This is a genomic window from Paenibacillus sp. JT31N7, from assembly GCF_059692095.1.
This window is the reverse complement of the sequence record NZ_JCAUAT010000001.1, coordinates 1,117,871-1,133,723: the sequence shown is the minus strand read 5'-3', so window position 1 is coordinate 1,133,723 and position 15,853 is coordinate 1,117,871. Positions and strand designations below refer to the sequence as shown.

17 protein-coding genes are annotated in these 15,853 nt (G+C 56.6%); 12 read left to right on the top strand and 5 right to left on the bottom strand.

What is annotated here, in order from left to right; all coding sequences use genetic code 11:
• Position 1: 1 nt before the first annotated feature.
• On the top strand, positions 2-2,437 hold the full coding sequence (locus tag AC58P5_RS05025; protein WP_497384971.1) for a glycoside hydrolase family 31 protein: 2,436 nt from the start codon (positions 2-4) through the stop codon (positions 2,435-2,437).
• 248 nt (positions 2,438-2,685) lie between these two features.
• Here AC58P5_RS05025 and AC58P5_RS05020 read toward each other — a convergent pair whose 3' ends face one another.
• Positions 2,686-3,033, bottom strand: coding sequence for a hypothetical protein (locus tag AC58P5_RS05020; RefSeq protein WP_497384969.1), 348 nt, complete (start codon positions 3,031-3,033; stop codon positions 2,686-2,688).
• Positions 3,034-3,229: 196 nt separating this feature from the next.
• Between AC58P5_RS05020 and AC58P5_RS05015 the strand changes: the two genes are divergently transcribed.
• The 6 genes from AC58P5_RS05015 to AC58P5_RS04990 are packed head-to-tail and all read left to right on the top strand — an operon-like array spanning position 3,230 to position 7,631.
• Complete coding sequence (locus AC58P5_RS05015) at positions 3,230-3,613, top strand: FixH family protein (protein ID WP_497384968.1); 384 nt, start codon at positions 3,230-3,232, stop codon at positions 3,611-3,613.
• Positions 3,610-4,977: a right-handed parallel beta-helix repeat-containing protein gene (locus AC58P5_RS05010; protein WP_497384967.1), complete on the top strand. Its 1,368-nt coding sequence runs from the start codon at positions 3,610-3,612 to the stop codon at positions 4,975-4,977. Before AC58P5_RS05015 ends, AC58P5_RS05010 begins: the two co-directional genes overlap by 4 nt.
• The gene (locus AC58P5_RS05005) at positions 4,974-5,543 is read left to right on the top strand and encodes a nitrous oxide reductase accessory protein NosL (protein ID WP_497384966.1); all 570 of its coding nucleotides are present in this window, start codon (positions 4,974-4,976) and stop codon (positions 5,541-5,543) included. The genes AC58P5_RS05010 and AC58P5_RS05005 overlap by 4 nt, the downstream gene beginning before the upstream one ends.
• On the top strand, positions 5,540-6,358 hold the full coding sequence (locus AC58P5_RS05000; RefSeq protein ID WP_497384964.1) for an ABC transporter permease: 819 nt from the start codon (positions 5,540-5,542) through the stop codon (positions 6,356-6,358). Before AC58P5_RS05005 ends, AC58P5_RS05000 begins: the two co-directional genes overlap by 4 nt.
• Positions 6,351-7,088, top strand: coding sequence for an ABC transporter ATP-binding protein (locus AC58P5_RS04995; RefSeq protein ID WP_497384963.1), 738 nt, complete (start codon positions 6,351-6,353; stop codon positions 7,086-7,088). Before AC58P5_RS05000 ends, AC58P5_RS04995 begins: the two co-directional genes overlap by 8 nt.
• A gap of 15 nt (positions 7,089-7,103) precedes the next feature.
• Entirely contained in the window at positions 7,104-7,631 is a 528-nt protein-coding gene (locus AC58P5_RS04990) for a peroxiredoxin family protein (protein ID WP_497384961.1), read from the top strand.
• 55 nt (positions 7,632-7,686) lie between these two features.
• Here AC58P5_RS04990 and AC58P5_RS04985 read toward each other — a convergent pair whose 3' ends face one another.
• Both AC58P5_RS04985 and AC58P5_RS04980 read right to left on the bottom strand, forming a co-directional pair.
• Entirely contained in the window at positions 7,687-7,866 is a 180-nt protein-coding gene (locus AC58P5_RS04985) for a hypothetical protein (RefSeq protein WP_497384959.1), read from the bottom strand.
• 16 nt (positions 7,867-7,882) lie between these two features.
• Positions 7,883-8,056 carry a hypothetical protein gene (locus AC58P5_RS04980; RefSeq protein WP_497384958.1) on the bottom strand — a complete coding sequence of 58 codons (174 nt, stop codon included), beginning with the start codon at positions 8,054-8,056 and terminating at the stop codon, positions 7,883-7,885.
• Between the two features lie 343 nt (positions 8,057-8,399).
• Between AC58P5_RS04980 and AC58P5_RS04975 the strand changes: the two genes are divergently transcribed.
• The 5 genes from AC58P5_RS04975 to AC58P5_RS04955 all read left to right on the top strand — a co-directional run bounded on the left by AC58P5_RS04975 (position 8,400) and on the right by AC58P5_RS04955 (position 13,615).
• On the top strand, positions 8,400-10,880 hold the full coding sequence (locus AC58P5_RS04975; RefSeq protein WP_497384956.1) for a type IA DNA topoisomerase: 2,481 nt from the start codon (positions 8,400-8,402) through the stop codon (positions 10,878-10,880).
• Between the two features lie 15 nt (positions 10,881-10,895).
• Positions 10,896-11,567 carry a uracil-DNA glycosylase gene (locus AC58P5_RS04970; RefSeq protein ID WP_497384955.1) on the top strand — a complete coding sequence of 224 codons (672 nt, stop codon included), beginning with the start codon at positions 10,896-10,898 and terminating at the stop codon, positions 11,565-11,567.
• Positions 11,568-11,953: 386 nt separating this feature from the next.
• Complete coding sequence (locus AC58P5_RS04965; protein WP_497384953.1) at positions 11,954-12,433, top strand: hypothetical protein; 480 nt, start codon at positions 11,954-11,956, stop codon at positions 12,431-12,433.
• Between the two features lie 149 nt (positions 12,434-12,582).
• A complete protein-coding gene (locus tag AC58P5_RS04960) occupies positions 12,583-13,179 on the top strand; it encodes an NAD(P)H-dependent oxidoreductase (RefSeq protein ID WP_497384952.1) in 597 nt (198 codons plus the stop codon).
• A 55-nt stretch (positions 13,180-13,234) separates the two neighbouring features.
• Positions 13,235-13,615, top strand: a complete 381-nt coding sequence (locus AC58P5_RS04955; RefSeq protein WP_497384950.1) for an ArsR/SmtB family transcription factor — start codon at positions 13,235-13,237, stop codon at positions 13,613-13,615.
• 265 nt (positions 13,616-13,880) lie between these two features.
• Here the strand turns inward: AC58P5_RS04955 and AC58P5_RS04950 are convergent, their stop codons facing one another.
• Positions 13,881-15,284 (bottom strand): hypothetical protein, encoded by a 1,404-nt coding sequence (locus tag AC58P5_RS04950; RefSeq protein WP_497384948.1) that lies wholly within the window; start codon positions 15,282-15,284, stop codon positions 13,881-13,883.
• 249 nt (positions 15,285-15,533) lie between these two features.
• A complete protein-coding gene (locus AC58P5_RS04945; RefSeq protein ID WP_497384947.1) occupies positions 15,534-15,785 on the bottom strand; it encodes a hypothetical protein in 252 nt (83 codons plus the stop codon).
• Between the last annotated feature and the right edge of the window lie 68 nt (positions 15,786-15,853).

Here is a 15,853-nt window from a genome sequence, read left to right as displayed (position 1 = left end):
CATGCAAACGAGCGAAACCATTCATCCCGACAAATCCATCGATACGGTGCTGGAAGTGGCCCCTAAAGCACCTGGACGCGCTACCGGCGTAACGGAGCTGGACGATTCTTATCTTATTCACGGCGAGCACGCCAATCTGCTGCTGACTTTTTTGGAAAGCGGGCTGTTCCAGATCAAATTGTTCCACGGGAGCAAGCCGGAGTTCAAGGCCGCGACCGTCGCTGTACTGGCGGATTCGTTTCAACCGGTTAAAGCCGATCGGTCGGAAAGCCCGGAAGGATTCGAATTCCGCACCTCCGCGCTGCGCCTTATCATTGAGAAGGAAACGTTCGCCCTGACGGTCGAAACGCCGGAAGGCGAGCTTCTGATGAAGCAGCCTACGCTATCGTGGACGACCCGGGGTTCGCTGAGCGGCTCCTATGTGATGGGGACGGACTCTCATTTTTACGGGCTTGGGGAGAAAACGAGCTTCCTGGACAAGCGGGGAGAGCGCTATGCGATGTGGAACTCCGACGTGTTCGCGCCGCATGTGCCGGAAATCGAGGCGTTATACGAATCGATCCCTCTGCTCATTCACATGCATCAAACCGGCTCTTACGGGTTGTTTCTGGATAATCCCGGCCGTACCGATTTTGACATGCGCACGCATCCCGATCTCTTTACGATTCAGTGTACGACGGGGGAGTACGACCTGTACTTCATTTTCGGTCCGCAGCCCAAAGACGTCGTCGGCCGCTACACGAAGCTGACGGGCCGCATCTCCATGCCGCCGAAATGGTCCCTCGGCTACCATCAGTCCCGTTACAGCTATATGAACCAGCAGGAAGTGCTGGAGCTGGCGCGTGCGTTCCGCGAGAAAAACATCCCGTGCGACGTCATTCATCTGGATATCCATTACATGGATCAATATCGCGTCTTTACGTTCGACAAGGACCGTTTCCCGGACCCGGAAGGAATGATGGCGGAACTGAAAAAGCTTGGCATGCGCATCGTGCCGATCGTAGATCCGGGCGTCAAAAAAGATCCCAAATATCCGATCTACCGGGAAGGGATCGAAAACGGCTATTTCTGCAAAAAGCTGGAAGGCGAGCTGTTTATCGGAGACGTATGGCCCGGTAAAAGCGCGTTCCCCGATTTCACGGAAGACGCCGTGGGCAAATGGTGGGGGGAGAAGCATAAGTTCTACGTGGACCTCGGTATCACGGGAATCTGGAACGATATGAACGAGCCGGCTGTATTCAACGAATCCAAAACGATGGATCTCGACGTCATCCACGGCAATAACGGCGACAGCAAGACGCACGAAGAGCTGCATAACCTGTACGGCATGATGATGTCCAAAGCGACTTTCGAAAGCCTCCGGGAGCAGTTGGGCGGAGAGCGGCCGTTCGTTCTGACGCGCGCCGGGTACAGCGGCGTGCAGCGTTATGCCGCCGTATGGACGGGCGACAACCGCAGCTTCTGGGAACATATGGCGATGGCGATTCCGATGGTACTCAACCTGGGATTGTCCGGAATTCCGTTCACGGGCCCCGATATCGGCGGCTTTGCGCATCACTCCACGGGGCAGCTGCTTGCCCGCTGGACGCAAATGGGAGCGCTGTTCCCTTTCTGCCGCAACCACAGCGTGATCGATTCCGTCCGCCAGGAACCGTGGTCGTTCGGCGAAGAGACCGAAGCGATCTGCCGCAGCTATATCGGGCTGCGCTACCGCTGGATGCCGGTGCTGTACACGCTGTTCCACGAAGCTTCCCGGACCGGGATGCCGATTCTGCGGCCGCTTGTGCTGGAATATCCGCACGATCCGCAGGTGACGAACCTCAGCGACCAGTTCCTGCTCGGCAGCAGCGTACTCGTCGCCCCGGTCTACCGTCCCGATACGGAGCACCGCGCCGTGTATATCCCGGAAGGCAAGTGGATCGACTACTGGACCGGGGAAAAGTATACGGGGCCGAAGCATATCCTCGCCCACGCGCCGCTCCACATTATGCCGATGTACATCAAAGCGGGAGCTATTCTTGCGGAAGAGCTGCTTAAGCAGCATGCGGACGAGCAAACGGCATCGTCTCTGACGTGGAACATTTATGCGTCCGGCGGAAGTTCCGAGGGAACCGTGTACGAAGACGACGGGATCACCTACGGGTACGAGCAGGGAGCGTACAATGTGATCCGCATGTCTACGGAAGCGGCGGACGGAGGCATGAAGCTGGCTTGGGCTTACGAGCACGGCGGGCTGCCAAACGCAGACCGCAGCTTCCTGATCCGCATCAAGCACGCGGAATTCGTCCCTACGGCGATCGAAGGCCTCCGGCGTCTGGAGGCTGGCATGATCGGCGGAGACCGGTCCGCAAGCGGCTGGGCTTACGACGAAGCGGGCGGCGAGATCGTGCTCCGGACGCCGGACGCTCCGCAGCAGGTTTTACACATTCGCGCCTGACCGTCATCGGCGGCCGAACCGTTTTTATAGCTAAAGCTCCGAACCTTTTACGGTCCGGAGCTTTTTTGGCTCGTCCGGGCGTATGCCCGCCGTGCAGCTAAGGAGCGAGGGGGTGAAGAGCCGCCTGGCAGTATGGCAGTACTTTCCGATAGGCCGGGCCGGGCTCAAAACAGGTGAAGACTGGCTCAAAGCCTGTCCTCCTCGGCCTGATTTGTGCGGCCGGCTGCTCTCCACATGCCGCTCGGCCGCTATTTCAGCTTGGTGATCACAAAGCCGCCGACTACGATGCCCAGGCCCACCCAGGTTTTCCAGTTCGGAATTTCCTTCAGGAAGAGATAGCCCATCAATACGCAAATAAAAATCTCGATGCCTTTGGATATGCCTAGAGACAGGGTAAGATTGCCGGTCGTCTTGTAACAGAACTTGACGCCGTAACCGATCATGACGTTGGCGGCAAACACCAGCGGGATCATTTTGCATTGAAACCACAAGGTCGTCCAGAGCGAAGGATCGATATGTTTGCTTTGGTACGAGAAGATACTGTTGATCGTAAGAAGTCCCGCCAGAAGCAGGGCGATTCCGTATACCATAAACATGTGCAGCTCTCCTTTGTCTGTCTGTTTCTTCCGCTTAATGTTTCCGCCGCGCAACAAATTAATCGCAGGAAAACTTATTTGTTCCGGACAAAATAAACTATTCACACAATGTTAACGGGAATAGCCCTGTTGAGTCATATTAAAAAGGGCAGCCGCGTGTAAGAATAATGGAAGTGAAAGGAAAGGAGGCCTTGCCTTGCTAAAACCGATCAGCCGATTCCTGCTGGCCGTTCTTCTGGTGTTTGCCGTCACGGCTTGCTCTCAAGACCTTAAGGGACAGGACCCGGCCAAAGTCAAAGTCGATCTCGTCACCGAGCCTTCGCCGGTCAAAACAGGCGAGAAAGCGGTGATCACGGCGAAGATTACCGGATTAACCACACAAGAGGGGGCGAGAGTCCAGCTCGACGTCCGCATGGCGGACAACAGCGGGCTTCCGGAGCTGCTGGATGCGAAAACAAGCGGGGACGGAAATTACTCGATAGAGAAAACGTTCGATGAGCCCGGCAAATATGCCATTTACGTGCATCTCTACCAGGGAGTGACGCACATCACCAAGAGAAAGGCGCTTGACGTTTCATGAAGCTCCGTCTGATTCCCCTGTGGCTGTGCGTCTGTGCCGCGGCAGCCGCCGGGTTATGGCTGCCGGACCAGCGGGCGGCCGGGGCTCCGCCGGACGCGGGTACGGCCCGGACCGCCGCGCTGCAGCAGCTCATCGACCGTACGCCGTCCGGCGGTCTGCTCCAGCTTCCGGCAGGCTCCTACGAGGGTCCCGCCGTGATTACCCGCCCCATCGTGATCGAGGGGCAGAGCGGCGCCGTCGTCGGGAACAAGGCCGGGAGCGGGAAGCCCGCCATCACTGTCCGGGCGGACGATGTTTCCCTGAAAGGCCTGCAGATCGTGCAGGACGGGGAAGGGGCGTCCTCCGACACGCCGGCGGTGCTTGTCCAGGGAAGCCGGGCATGGCTGCATACGCTGGATATCCGCACGGGTGCTTTCGGCATCCTGCTGAGGGATACGGGGAATAACCGGATCGAGAACAATTCCGTCGTCCGGGTCGGAAGCGAAGCGGCCAAGCTGTCCGAAAGACGCAACGGCATTGATCTTTTCAACGCGCACGATAACGTTATCTCGGGCAACCGGGTAAGTTCCATGAACGACGGCATCTATCTGGAAAGCAGCCACCGGAACAAGGTGGAGGCCAACTCCGTCGAACACTCCCGGTACGGGATTCACTGCATGTACACGAAGGGGACGGTCGTGCGCGGCAACACCGGCATGTACAACGTCACGGGCGCCATGATCATGGGCGTCAAGGAAGCCGAGGTATCCGGCAATTCCTTTACCAAACAAAGCGAGAGCGTGAACTCGCAGGGCCTGCTGTTTTTCGACGTACATAACTCGCAAGTAACCGGCAATAAAGTGGAGGGCAACCGGGTCGGCCTTTATGTCGAGCAGTCGGGCTCCAACGATTTCGCAAACAACGACGTGCTGCAAAATTTCGTAGGCGTCCAGTTTCTGGAATCGGAAAATAACCGCTTCACCGGCAACCGCTTTATCGGCAACGTGATCGAGGCGGAAGCGAATGAGAGCGAGAGCAACGCATTCAGCGGCAATTTCTGGGAAGCGTTCCGCGGTCTGGACAGCGACGGGGACGGCAAGAGCGAGCTGTCGTATGCGCTGAATCCTTTTTTTCAAAGACTGACGGGGGAGGTTCCCGCTTACCAGCTTTTCTTCCAGTCGCCGGGGATGCAGTTTCTCGAAGGCATGTACACTTCCGGCCGTGAAGGCTGGAGCAAGGATGGAGCGCCGCTGATGAAGCCCGGAAGGGGGCAGGAACAAAAGCCGATAAGCGGAGTGACGGGGAATACGACTCTATTGCTGGGACTTCTGCTGCTGTTGGCATCTGTTAGTACAATTTATTATGTGGGGGTAAGAAGGGTATGAAAAGAAAAGGATTGTTTTTGCTGAGTGTTCTGCTGATTTTGACGGTTTTGTCCGCATGCGGACAAGCGAAGGATCAGGCGGAGCCCATCAACGAAGAAACGGATAAATGCGCGATCTGCAACATGCAGATCAAAGATGACGCGTTTGCCGTCCAGCTCAAAACGAAAGACGGAAAAACCTACAAATTCGACGATCTCGGCTGCATGAACGAATGGAAAGGGAAAAATGCGGCGGACTCCATCCAAGTCCAGTTTGTCCGGGATTATAACAACAAAGAGTGGATCAAGTATGAGGATGCGACCTACGTGTACGACCCTTCCTTCAAATCTCCGATGGCTTACGGCATTTATTCGTTTAAGGACAAAGCGGAAGCCCAGAAGTTCGCGGACAGCCAGAAAAAAGGCAAGGTGCTGACGGCTGCGGATCTCGGCAAGCACTCGTGGGAACAGAACAAAAGCATGATGAACATGGGCGGAAGCCATGACCACAGCGTTACGCCGGAGGCGGGCGGAGATAAGGACGCTCACGGCGGCAAAGCCGGCGACCATGGAACGCACGGCAAATGAACGTGCTGACGATCGCACTGCGCGAGGTGAAAGTCGGATTCAGAAACCCGTGGGCCTATTCGTTTATGGCCCTCTTTTCTTTATTCAGCTTGTCCTTGCTGCTTATTAACGCCCAAAGCTTCGTGCAGGGCTATTCTAGCTCAACCTCATCCATGCTCAATCTGATTTTATATTTACTGCCGCTTATGACGCTTCTGCTGGGCTCGTTTTCGTTAACGGCGGAGAAGGAGGAAGGAAGCTGGCAGCTTCTTTCCACCTATCCGCTTGCTACCTTCGCGTTTATTGCCGGGAAATACACCGGCCTCACTGTAGTCATGCTGACCATCGTGGCCTTCGGGTACGGACTGACGGGCGTGGTCGGGGCGTTGACCGGGAAAGGGCTGCAGCCGGGTACGCTCGGTTTGTTTTTTGCCTTTTCCACGGGGCTCGTTCTGCTGTTTCTCGCGATTGCACTCGTGCTCGGCACGTTTGCCAAAAACCGCTGGCAGGCGCTGACCGCAGGTGTGGCAGTATGGTTTTTCGCGGTGATCGGCTGGCCGACGCTGTTGATTGCCGTTCTCGGTCTGCTTCCTTACGTCTGGATCAAAAGCGCGCTGGTGGCGCTCACGTTCCTGAACCCGGCGGAGCTTGTCCGGTTGTTTGTCATCGTGAAACTCGGCGGCGGGGCGGCTCTGGGGCCCGAATATTACGAATGGGTCCGGTGGATCGGCCGTCCGGAAGGCACTCTGGTATTTCTGGGCTTGTGCCTGGTCTGGATCGCCGTATGCGCAGGCATAGCCAACTGGATCTGGGAAAGGGGGCGTTCCCGTGGCTGAGCATGTCCTGCAAGTGTCCGACTTGCATAAAAAAATCGGCAAGCAGCCGATTATCCATTCGGTCAACCTTCAGATAAACAGGGGACAGGTGCTGACTCTTTGCGGTGGGAACGGAGCCGGGAAAAGCACCATTCTGCGCATGATCGCCGGGATTACGCAGCCCACTGCGGGGGTTATCGAGGTGAACGGCCGCAAGTGGACAGAAAACCGAACGGCGTACGCGCAGCAGATCGGATACATGCCGGACGATTATTTGTTCGGCCAAGGGTTGTCGGCGGAGGAAACACTTCAATTCTGGGCTTCGCTGCGGAAGGTTTCCAAAGCGAGGGTGCTGGAAACCCTGGAGCTGGTCGGACTGGCCGATGTGAGGCGCAAGCCGGTCAGCTCCTTCTCCAAAGGCATGCGGCAGCGGCTGCTGTTCGCCCAGGCGCTGCTGGCCAAGCCGGCGCTGCTCATCATGGACGAGCCGACGAACGGACTCGATCCTTACTGGATGGATTCCTTCGTCGAGCTTGTCCGTTACGCGAAAGCGGAAGGTCATGCCGTGCTGTTCTCCACGCACCAGCTTGGCGTGGCTGAGTCGGCGGCCGACCACGTCGTGTTCCTGAAAGAAGGGCGCATAGCCGAAGAGGGGACGGCCGAGTCTTTCAGGGAAGCATACGGCCCGCAAGGGCTGCAGGCGGCCTTCTCCAAGCTGTTCGGCTATCGTACCGGGGACGGCCGGACTTAGCGGGAGGTGGGAACATTGACACATAAGCTGCGCAGAGGATCAGTCCTGCTTATCGCAGGACTGATAGCGGCCGCTTTAGCGTACACCCTGTTCCATGCGGATTCACGGGAGACGGCCGGTGCCATCCGGGCCGGTGCAATGGCGCCTGATTTTACCGTTACCGGACTGGACGGCCGTTCCGTCTCGCTTTCCGAATACCGGGGGAAGGGCGTGCTGCTTAATTTCTGGGCCTCCTGGTGCGGCCCCTGTACGCATGAGATGCCCCGCATGAATGAAGCGTATCTCGAAGGAGTACCGAACGTAGAGATTGTTGCCGTCAACGTAGGCGAATCGAGAGGAACGGCAAGCGAATTCGCCGGGCAGAGAAACCTTGCTTTTCCCGTCCTGCTCGATCCGAGCGGTGAGGCCGCCGGAAAATACCGGGTTGTCGGCCTTCCGGCCACCTTCCTGATCGATTCCGAGGGCAAGATTGCGGCCGTTCGACCGGGTGAGCTGACCAGCTCTTCGGAAGTGAAGAAGCTGCTGCAAAGCCTGAGCAGATGAGAGAAGATTGGCTTGGGGTTAAAACGGGCGCCTGCCCGTTCTTTTACAGCCGTCGTTAAAAAACTCCGGACCGCCGATGGTCCGGAGTTTTCGTTCGTTCGCTGTATATCGCCGCTGTATACCGCCCGGCGGAGATGACCGGGGTGTACGGCAGCAGCTTCGGCAGGCAGGGTGCCATCCGCAAATGATCCAGCAGCTCCTCCGTCAGAGAAATATCCAGGCTGCGGTATCCCAACAGGACAGCACCGGTCTCAGGCGGGAAAGCGTGCGGTTTCCAGAGGCAGGTCCTGTGGGTGCCTACGCTTAATTTCTCCGCTGTGGGCGATGAGGGCGACGGTCACCAACTGCTTGGGGCAGCTTAATCCTTCCACGTCGGTCAGTCCGTTAACCCAGGGCAGATCGGATTCGGAATCGTATCCCGCCATTCCGCGGTTAGAGACACCGCTTGGTCCGCTGTTCTGCCGACCTGTGCGACCGTTCCCGAATAGCTCCGTGAACAATTTCCCGCGCTTCGTCGTCCTTGTGGATGGACGAGGCGCCTTTTTCGCATAAGCAAGTTACATTTCCCGATAAATCCGCTGCAAGAACACGGGTATGCGTGCCGCCGCCGTCCATTCCGAGAAGAAACCCTTCCTTCCCTTGCAGGGATTCTCCCGGGCCGATATACTGAAGTGTACGAGAAACACCGGACTGAGGCCGGAACGATACTAAAGAGGATGTCTTGCACTGCGGGAAACGCAGCGAGATACATAGATAGGAAGATAGCCTTTGAAAACACTTGTGATTGCCGAAAAACCGGATATGGGCCGGACGATTGCCGCTGTCATCGAACCGAAAGCGGCGAACAAGCGCACGTATATCGAGGGATCGGATTATATCATTACCTGGGCCATTGGACACCTTATAGAGCTTGCAGAACCCGATAAATACGATGAAAAATATAAGAAATGGCGCTTCGAGCATCTGCCGATTATACCGGACGAATTTAAGCTGCTGCCGAATCCCCGGACGAAGGATCAGCTCAAAGTGATCAAAGAGCTTGCCAAACAGTGCGACAAAATCGTCAACGCTTGCGACGCGGGGCGGGAGGGCCAGCACATTTTTTCGCTGATCCAGCGCCATTTGAAATTGAAACAGCCCGTCAAGCGTTTATGGATCTCCGATTTGACCGCGGAAACGATCCGGAGCGGCTTTCAGCAGCTGAAGGACGGCTCCGATTTCGAAAATCTGACCAGAGCGGCAAAGGCCCGGAGCGAAGCCGACTGGATCATCGGGATGAACGGGTCCCGGGCTTTTACGACCAAGCATAACGTGCTACTATCCGTCGGGCGTGTTCAGACTCCCGTGCTGGCCCTCATTTACGACCGGCAAAAGCTGATCGAAGATTTCTCCTCCTTGAAATTTTACGAGGTGGAGGCGTTCTTTACTCAGGAGCAGACGGAATACCGCGGGTTGTGGCAGGGAGAACGCATTACGGACCCGGCCAAAGCCGAGGGTATTGCGGCGAAAGTAAAAGGAAAACCGGCCCGCATCGCGTCTTACGAAGTCAAGGATACGAAGGAATATCCGTACAAACTGTATGATCTGACGCTCCTTCAGCGGGAATCCAATGCAAAGCTCGGTTTTTCCGCTAAAAAAACGCTGGACGTGGCCCAGGCTCTCTACGAGAAGCATAAAGTCATTTCGTACCCGAGAACGAACTCGAACTACGTGACGGAGCAGAACATCCCGGAGATGCACAAAACGTTGTCGGCCCTCCAGGGAACGGCGTACGACGAGTGGGTCCGTAAGGCCAACCGGAATCTGGTCCATAAGAACAATAAAGCGATTTGCAACCCGTCGAAAGTGGAAGACCATCACGCGATTTTGCCGACCGGCAAACGGGCGAACGGATTGTCGGCGGATGAGCAGAAGGTGTACGATCTGATCGTGCGCCGGTTTTTGTCGCAGTTTTACCCGGCGGCTGAGTATAAGGTGCACACCGTTCTGACGGAAGTGGAGAAAGAAACGTTCAAGACGACGGTCAAGGAGCTGCTGCAGCTCGGCTGGAAAGTGCTGTACCCGGATTCCAAGAAAGACGGCAAACGCGGAAAAGCGAAGGATGACAAGGGAAAAGAAGAGGAAGAGGCCGAGGAGGAAGAAACGTCCGAGCCGTTTTACCTGAACGCTTCTCTCGGCGCCCACTGCAGGGATGCGGCGGCCAAGGAGAAGGAGACCCAGCCGCCTAAAGCTTTTACGGAAGGCACACTGCTGAAGGCGATGGAGAGCGCCGGCAAGCAGATCGAAGATGAAGAGCTGCGCGACGCGATGAAAGACTCCGGTCTCGGAACTCCCGCTACCCGCGCGGCGACCATCGAGCGCCTGAAGCATGTCGGCTACGTCACGATGCAGGGCAAGCGCCTCACGCTGACGCCCAAAGGGCGGACGGCCGTCGAGCTCATCCGCGCGGCGGGCGTGGAACTGCTCACTTCGCCGGAGATGACGGGACAGTGGGAGCGCCGGCTCAATGAAATTTCACGCGGACAAGCGTCCGATGAGACGTTTATGCGAAATGTCAAAAAGTTCGCCACGCTCATCGTCGACAAGGTCCGCGTACAGAATCGCGCGGCGAGAACCGCTTTCGAGGGCGACGAGCCCGCCGGGAAAGCGGGCGGACGGGCCGCGGCCGGCAAGACGCGCCGAAGCGCCAAAGCCGGCGGCCCGGACGGCGCAGCCGCGGGAACGGCGCCCAAGGCGCGCGCAGCCGCAGGCACCGCGGCCCGCGCAAGCGGCGCACCGGCAAGCCGGGCGTCTTCGGCCCGGAGCGGAGCGGCCGGCGGCCGCGCGGGACAGGCGCCCGTGCGAGAGGCTGCGGGTGGCGCGGCTCAAGCGTCCGCTCAGAGCTCCCGGCCTGCCGCGGGCCAGAGCTCCCGCGGAGCATTCGCCGGACAGGCAGCCGTCCAGGGAGCTCCGGCTGCCGCTAAACCGGCGGACGGGCCTCGCGTGGTCGGCACTTGTCCGCGGCCCGGCTGCGGCGGAACCATTTTTATGGGTAAGAAAGGGTATGGCTGTTCGCATTACAAGACCGGCTGTACCTTCGTTATCTGGAAGGAAAGCTTCGGACGGAGCCTGACGGATGCCCAAGTGAAGGCACTGCTGGAAAAAGGCAAAACCGCCAAGCTCAAACTGGAGCGGCAGGGCGGAGAGGAAGTTTCCGCCAGGCTGGTGCTTGCCGATCCGTCGACCGGAAGACTGGAAACGGAGGAATAGGAAGGAGACGAGGCTATGACGATCTTAAAGAACGACTGGGCAGAGTTACTGTCGGAGGAATTCGAGAAACCATACTATCTGAAGCTCAGGGAGTTTTTGAAGGGGGAATACGCGGAACGGACGATTTATCCGGAGATGCACGATATCTTCAATGCTCTGCACTACACGGCGTTCAAGGATGTGAAGGCGGTTATTCTGGGGCAGGACCCTTATCACGGACCGGGTCAGGCGCACGGCCTGAGCTTTTCCGTCAAACCGGGTGTACCCGCACCTCCGTCGCTCAAAAACATGTTCAAGGAAATGAAGGAAGACATCGGCTGTCCGGTCCCGGGCACGGGGTATTTGAAGCACTGGGCGGACCAGGGCGTGCTCCTTTTGAACACCGTGCTGACCGTTAGGGCCGGTGAAGCGAATTCCCACAAGGGGAAAGGCTGGGAGCTATTTACGGATAAAGTCATCGAGACGCTTAACCGCAAAGAAACACCCGTTATTTTCATTTTGTGGGGCAGTCATGCGCAATCTAAAACGCAGCTGATCGACCTGAACCGGCATGGCGTCATCAAAGCTCCGCATCCGAGTCCGCTTTCCGCCCACCGGGGATTTTTCGGCAGCAAGCCTTATTCCAAAGCCAACGCATGGCTTCGGGAACAGGGAATCGAGCCGATTGACTGGTGTCTGCCCGAATAAGCGGGAGCGGTTGGAAACGCGGCACTTTTAAATTTAGTTGTAAACAGGGCAAGTTTATCCGACGAATCCGTCATTCGAAAGCCGCGCGCATGCGCGGTTTTTTTTGTTGGTTCCGGAAACTGCATCTTTCGTACCGTGTTACAGGCTTTTTTGAGCAGCAAGAGTAGGAATCATAGAATCCTATTTCACGAACGGCTGCCTGATCCGCCTCAGATCGTCGCAGAACAAGTGGGGGATTTGGTTAGAGCGGAATATATAAGTGAAGGGGGTCTGAAGAGAGGGCCGTCTTTTTTTCTTGCGACTAATCCTTCAAATGCGCGTATATGTAAATATATAGTTAAATTAAAGGCGTAGGAAAAACGTCATCGCCCATAAAGGGGTGGAGCATGATTAAAAAAATCGGGCTTGTGCTGCTGCTTGCGATTGCCGCTGGTGTCATTCTTTACAACTGGAACGAGTATAGGGAAAAAAGTGTGGCGGATGTAATCCCGCTTCATACCGGTGAAGTGACTTGGATGAACTTTAGCAAAAACCGGCCTGAGCTGGATGATAAACCGTTTGAATGGGGAACGAAAGACAAGGAGCCGATGGAGGAGCTTCTCGCGTTTTTAAGCCAATATAGAGTGAAAAGAAAGCATGTCGGCTACGAAGCGTTGAGTCAAGAGGTTACTGCCTTGAGGAACTCCGGGTCCGCTTTCGAATTTGAACTCGCGCGCGATAAAGGCGAACCGGTTTTGATTTACGCGAATACTCATACCGTTTATGTATTGATGGACCGCTTGTACGAAATTAAAAACGGGCCGATTAATAGGGAATGGATCGACGCTTTTAATGAAAAATACCGGAAGATATACGGTAATTCTTAAGCCTTCGCATGAAGGCTTTTTTTGTTACGGATTTATCAGCCGTATGATTTTTGGTTGACAAGAAGAGGGAGGAGGGTTATCTTTGGTTTAAAGGTTTAAGTGTTTAAACCTATAAACTATATAAAGCGATCTTATGGAGGTCATTTCTTATGACAACACAGGCACCGTCACGCGTCTTAATCATTCAGGGACATCCCGACCGGGAGAGCTACTGCACCGCTTTGGCGGAATCGTATCGGAAAGGGGCAATCGCCGCCGGAGCGGAAGTCCGTTTCGTGCAGATCAGCGACCTCGATTTTAACCCGAATCTGGCTTACGGGTACAGAAAGCGGACGGAACTGGAACCGGACCTGCTCGGAATCCAGGAGTCGATCCGCTGGGCCGATCACGTCGTATTCGTGTATCCGACCTGGTGGTGGACCATGCCCGCTCTTCTTAAAGGGATGATCGACCGTGTGTTTCTTCCGGGCTTCGCTTTTAAGTACAAGAGCAAAGATTCCGTTACATGGGAAAAACTGCTGAAAGGGAAGAGCGCCCGCCTGATTGTGACGATGGACACTCCGGTGTGGTATTATCAGACTATAGGCGGAAGCCCCGGCCATAAGGCGATGAAGAAGGGGACGCTCGAATTCAGCGGATTTAAGCCTGTGCGCGTGACAACGCTCGGATCGCTTAAATTATCTACGGCGGACAAGCGCAAATCTTGGCTTCAAAAAGTCGAGAGTCTCGGCCGCAAGCTGATCTAGGCGTTCTCCTTCCGGCATCCCTTCCGGCCGCATCGATGAAGAAAGATGTGATCGTATGAGCGGAACAACTGAACGGACCACAATGGAATACTTCGAGCAGTGCACGAATGTGTTCCGGACATTGGGAGATCCGGCGAGACAGCAAATTATTCTGCTGCTCGGCAAGCACGGGCCCATGAACGTTAAAAGCATCACGGAGCATTCGCATCTGTCGAGGCCGGCCATTTCCCATCATCTGAAACTGCTCAAGCAGGCGGAGATCGTGACGATCCGTCAGCAGGGCACGGAAAAATATTATGCGCTGGACGCGGGATCGGCCATGAAGCTCATGAAGGATCTTATCGCGGCATTCGAAAAAGAATGCCCGCCGGAAGCGGCAGGCGGGGAAGAAGGCGAAGGGCAGCCTTGCGAAGGCGGCACCGCTGCCGGATGTTAGATGCCGTACATGCTGCCGAAGGATGCAGGAGCATTCTGGAGCATGGCAAGAAGGCGGAAAAGACAACAAGGCAGCCTATGTCATGGAAGCACCAAGCAAGCACCAAGTAGGACTCAAGGAAGACTCGAGGAAGAACCAAGGAAGAACCAAGCAAGCACCAAGTAGGATCGAGGAAGAACCAAGAAAAGAACGACGCGGGAAAGAGTCTGTAAATAACTTAGCCACGGCCGGAGCGCACCCTGAGCATGGCATGATCTCCGCCGGATCATATCAGAAACATCGCGACGACAGTCGTGACGGCCAGACCGATCACTACCGGCTTCAAGTTCCGCCGGGCCAGCTCGAAAGGATCGACGCCGCAGATGGCGGCGGCGGGAATTAGCGCCCACGGGATGAGTGTACCGCCCCCGACCCAGATGGCCGCCACCTGGCCCATCGCCGTCAAAGTGGCGGCTCCCGCGCCGAGGGCGGAAGAGAACAGGTTGGCGACCGAGCCAGCCAGCGAGATGCCGGAGAAGCCCGAGCCGTCCAGTCCGGTGATGGCGCCCACGGCTGTCAGTGTGACGGCGCTTGCGGCCGGATGGACGGGCACGGTCTGGGCCAGCGCCAGTCCGAGATCGTTCACGATCCCGAGTGAAGCGGCCGGGAGGACATGCCCGTACAGCTCGGTAAGAGCCGCGTCGCCGAGGTAAAAGAAGGCCGCGATCGGAATGACGGGACCGAATACCTTGAAGCCGAAGTGAAACCCGTCAACCAGGTAAGCGGTCGTTTTGCCGAACCCGGCCCGGCGGTGGGCCATGAGCGAGACGAGCAGCAGGATCAGGGCGGCCGTCCCGCCGATCAGCGCGGTCGCCTCCCCTCCCTGCAGGTTCAGCTTGAACATGGCCGCAATGTCGGCCGCGAACAGCAGGGGAATCGCGACCGCAAGAGCCAGGCGCCGCCTGACGGTCAGCAGCTTCCCGCCGGAAGAAGCGCCGCCGATAACGGGAGCTAGCGGCTTGATGGCGCTTTCCGGCTTCAAAGCGCCGCTTCTCAAGTCGCGCCGCAGAAACCAGAAAGCGGCCGCGGTCGTGACGGCCCCCATCACAGCGACGAGCGGGATGGAAGCTTCCATGACGCTGCCTACCGAAAGTCCGGCGGCGTCGGCGGTCAGCTTCGGCGCGGCCTGGATGACGTAGTCGCCGGAAAGCGCGATGCCGTGGCCGAACAAGTTCATGGCCACGGCGGCCCCGATGGCCGGCAGACCGGCCCGGACCGCCGCCGGGAGCAGCACAGCCCCGATCAGCGCGACGGCCGGCGACGGCCAGAAAAACCAGGAAACGGTCATCATGACGATGCCGATGATCCAGAAGGCCGCTCCGGGGCTGCGGATGAGCTTCGCCGCGGGAGATATCATCGTGTCGCTGACGCCGGACAACGAGAGAACCTGGCTCATGCCGACAATGACCGAGATGACGAGAATGGTCGGCAGAAGCTCTTGCATCGCATAGATGAGGCTCGAGAAAATGCCTCCGACCGATTGGGGAAGAGAACCGGTAGCAGCGAGGCCGAGTACGAAAATGCCGATCAGGCAAACCGGCGTCGTATCTTTACGAAACAGCATAAACCCGATAATAAGGGCAATAAAACATACATAAACGACATGCAGTCCCACCAGTTCCACACTCACGGGAATCCCTCCGTCTTGGGCTTACATCCTGTACTGCTACAGCTTATGCAGGTCCCGTACGAAGGTTCCCGGCCGCTTCGGGCCCGGCAGCGGACAAAAAGAAACCCCCTCGGCGAGGGGGTTTTAGCAGTTAATAAGAATGATTATTTATCGTCTGGAAGTTGTTCCTGCTATTTAAATAGGGCGAATTTGTAGGTTATGTAGGGTCGGCTTCATTTCATCTCTATCTATACGGGTTTGCTGGCTTGCTTAGTTAGGCTGTTCTTCCGTGCTTTCTGTTTTGGCGCTGAATTCGCATTTTTCTCTTGAGTAAATCGTTGTACAGCTATTGAGGCTCGAACGGATTTTCACCTGGTCCTGGTTGTACTTCTCGATAAAACCTCGTCCGATTTGGACATACACATCGTTGTGATCCATTCCCCAGATGTAGACTTCGGTCTGCGAAAGTGCTGCGGCGAACAATTCGAAATCTGTTTCCAACAACTTCGTTCCATAAATCATCTCATCGTACACCCCAACTCCATAGTAAATCGTATTTCTATCGTTCTTATTACTATAGACAGGTCGAG

What these genes read in the sequence shown, in the direction of transcription:
- AC58P5_RS05025 (WP_497384971.1), top strand. Translation starts at nt 2, where the DNA reads ATGCAAACGAGCGAAACCATTCATCCCGACAAATCCATCGATACGGTG.
- AC58P5_RS05020 (WP_497384969.1), bottom strand. Translation starts at nt 3,033, where the DNA reads ATGTTTATGGTATACGGAATCGCCCTGCTTCTGGCGGGACTTCTTACG.
- AC58P5_RS05010 (WP_497384967.1), top strand. Translation starts at nt 3,610, where the DNA reads ATGAAGCTCCGTCTGATTCCCCTGTGGCTGTGCGTCTGTGCCGCGGCA.
- AC58P5_RS05005 (WP_497384966.1), top strand. Translation starts at nt 4,974, where the DNA reads ATGAAAAGAAAAGGATTGTTTTTGCTGAGTGTTCTGCTGATTTTGACG.
- AC58P5_RS05000 (WP_497384964.1), top strand. Translation starts at nt 5,540, where the DNA reads ATGAACGTGCTGACGATCGCACTGCGCGAGGTGAAAGTCGGATTCAGA.
- AC58P5_RS04980 (WP_497384958.1), bottom strand. Translation starts at nt 8,056, where the DNA reads ATGGCGGGATACGATTCCGAATCCGATCTGCCCTGGGTTAACGGACTG.
- AC58P5_RS04970 (WP_497384955.1), top strand. Translation starts at nt 10,896, where the DNA reads ATGACGATCTTAAAGAACGACTGGGCAGAGTTACTGTCGGAGGAATTC.
- AC58P5_RS04965 (WP_497384953.1), top strand. Translation starts at nt 11,954, where the DNA reads ATGATTAAAAAAATCGGGCTTGTGCTGCTGCTTGCGATTGCCGCTGGT.
- AC58P5_RS04960 (WP_497384952.1), top strand. Translation starts at nt 12,583, where the DNA reads ATGACAACACAGGCACCGTCACGCGTCTTAATCATTCAGGGACATCCC.
- AC58P5_RS04955 (WP_497384950.1), top strand. Translation starts at nt 13,235, where the DNA reads ATGAGCGGAACAACTGAACGGACCACAATGGAATACTTCGAGCAGTGC.
- AC58P5_RS04945 (WP_497384947.1), bottom strand. Translation starts at nt 15,785, where the DNA reads ATGATTTATGGAACGAAGTTGTTGGAAACAGATTTCGAATTGTTCGCC.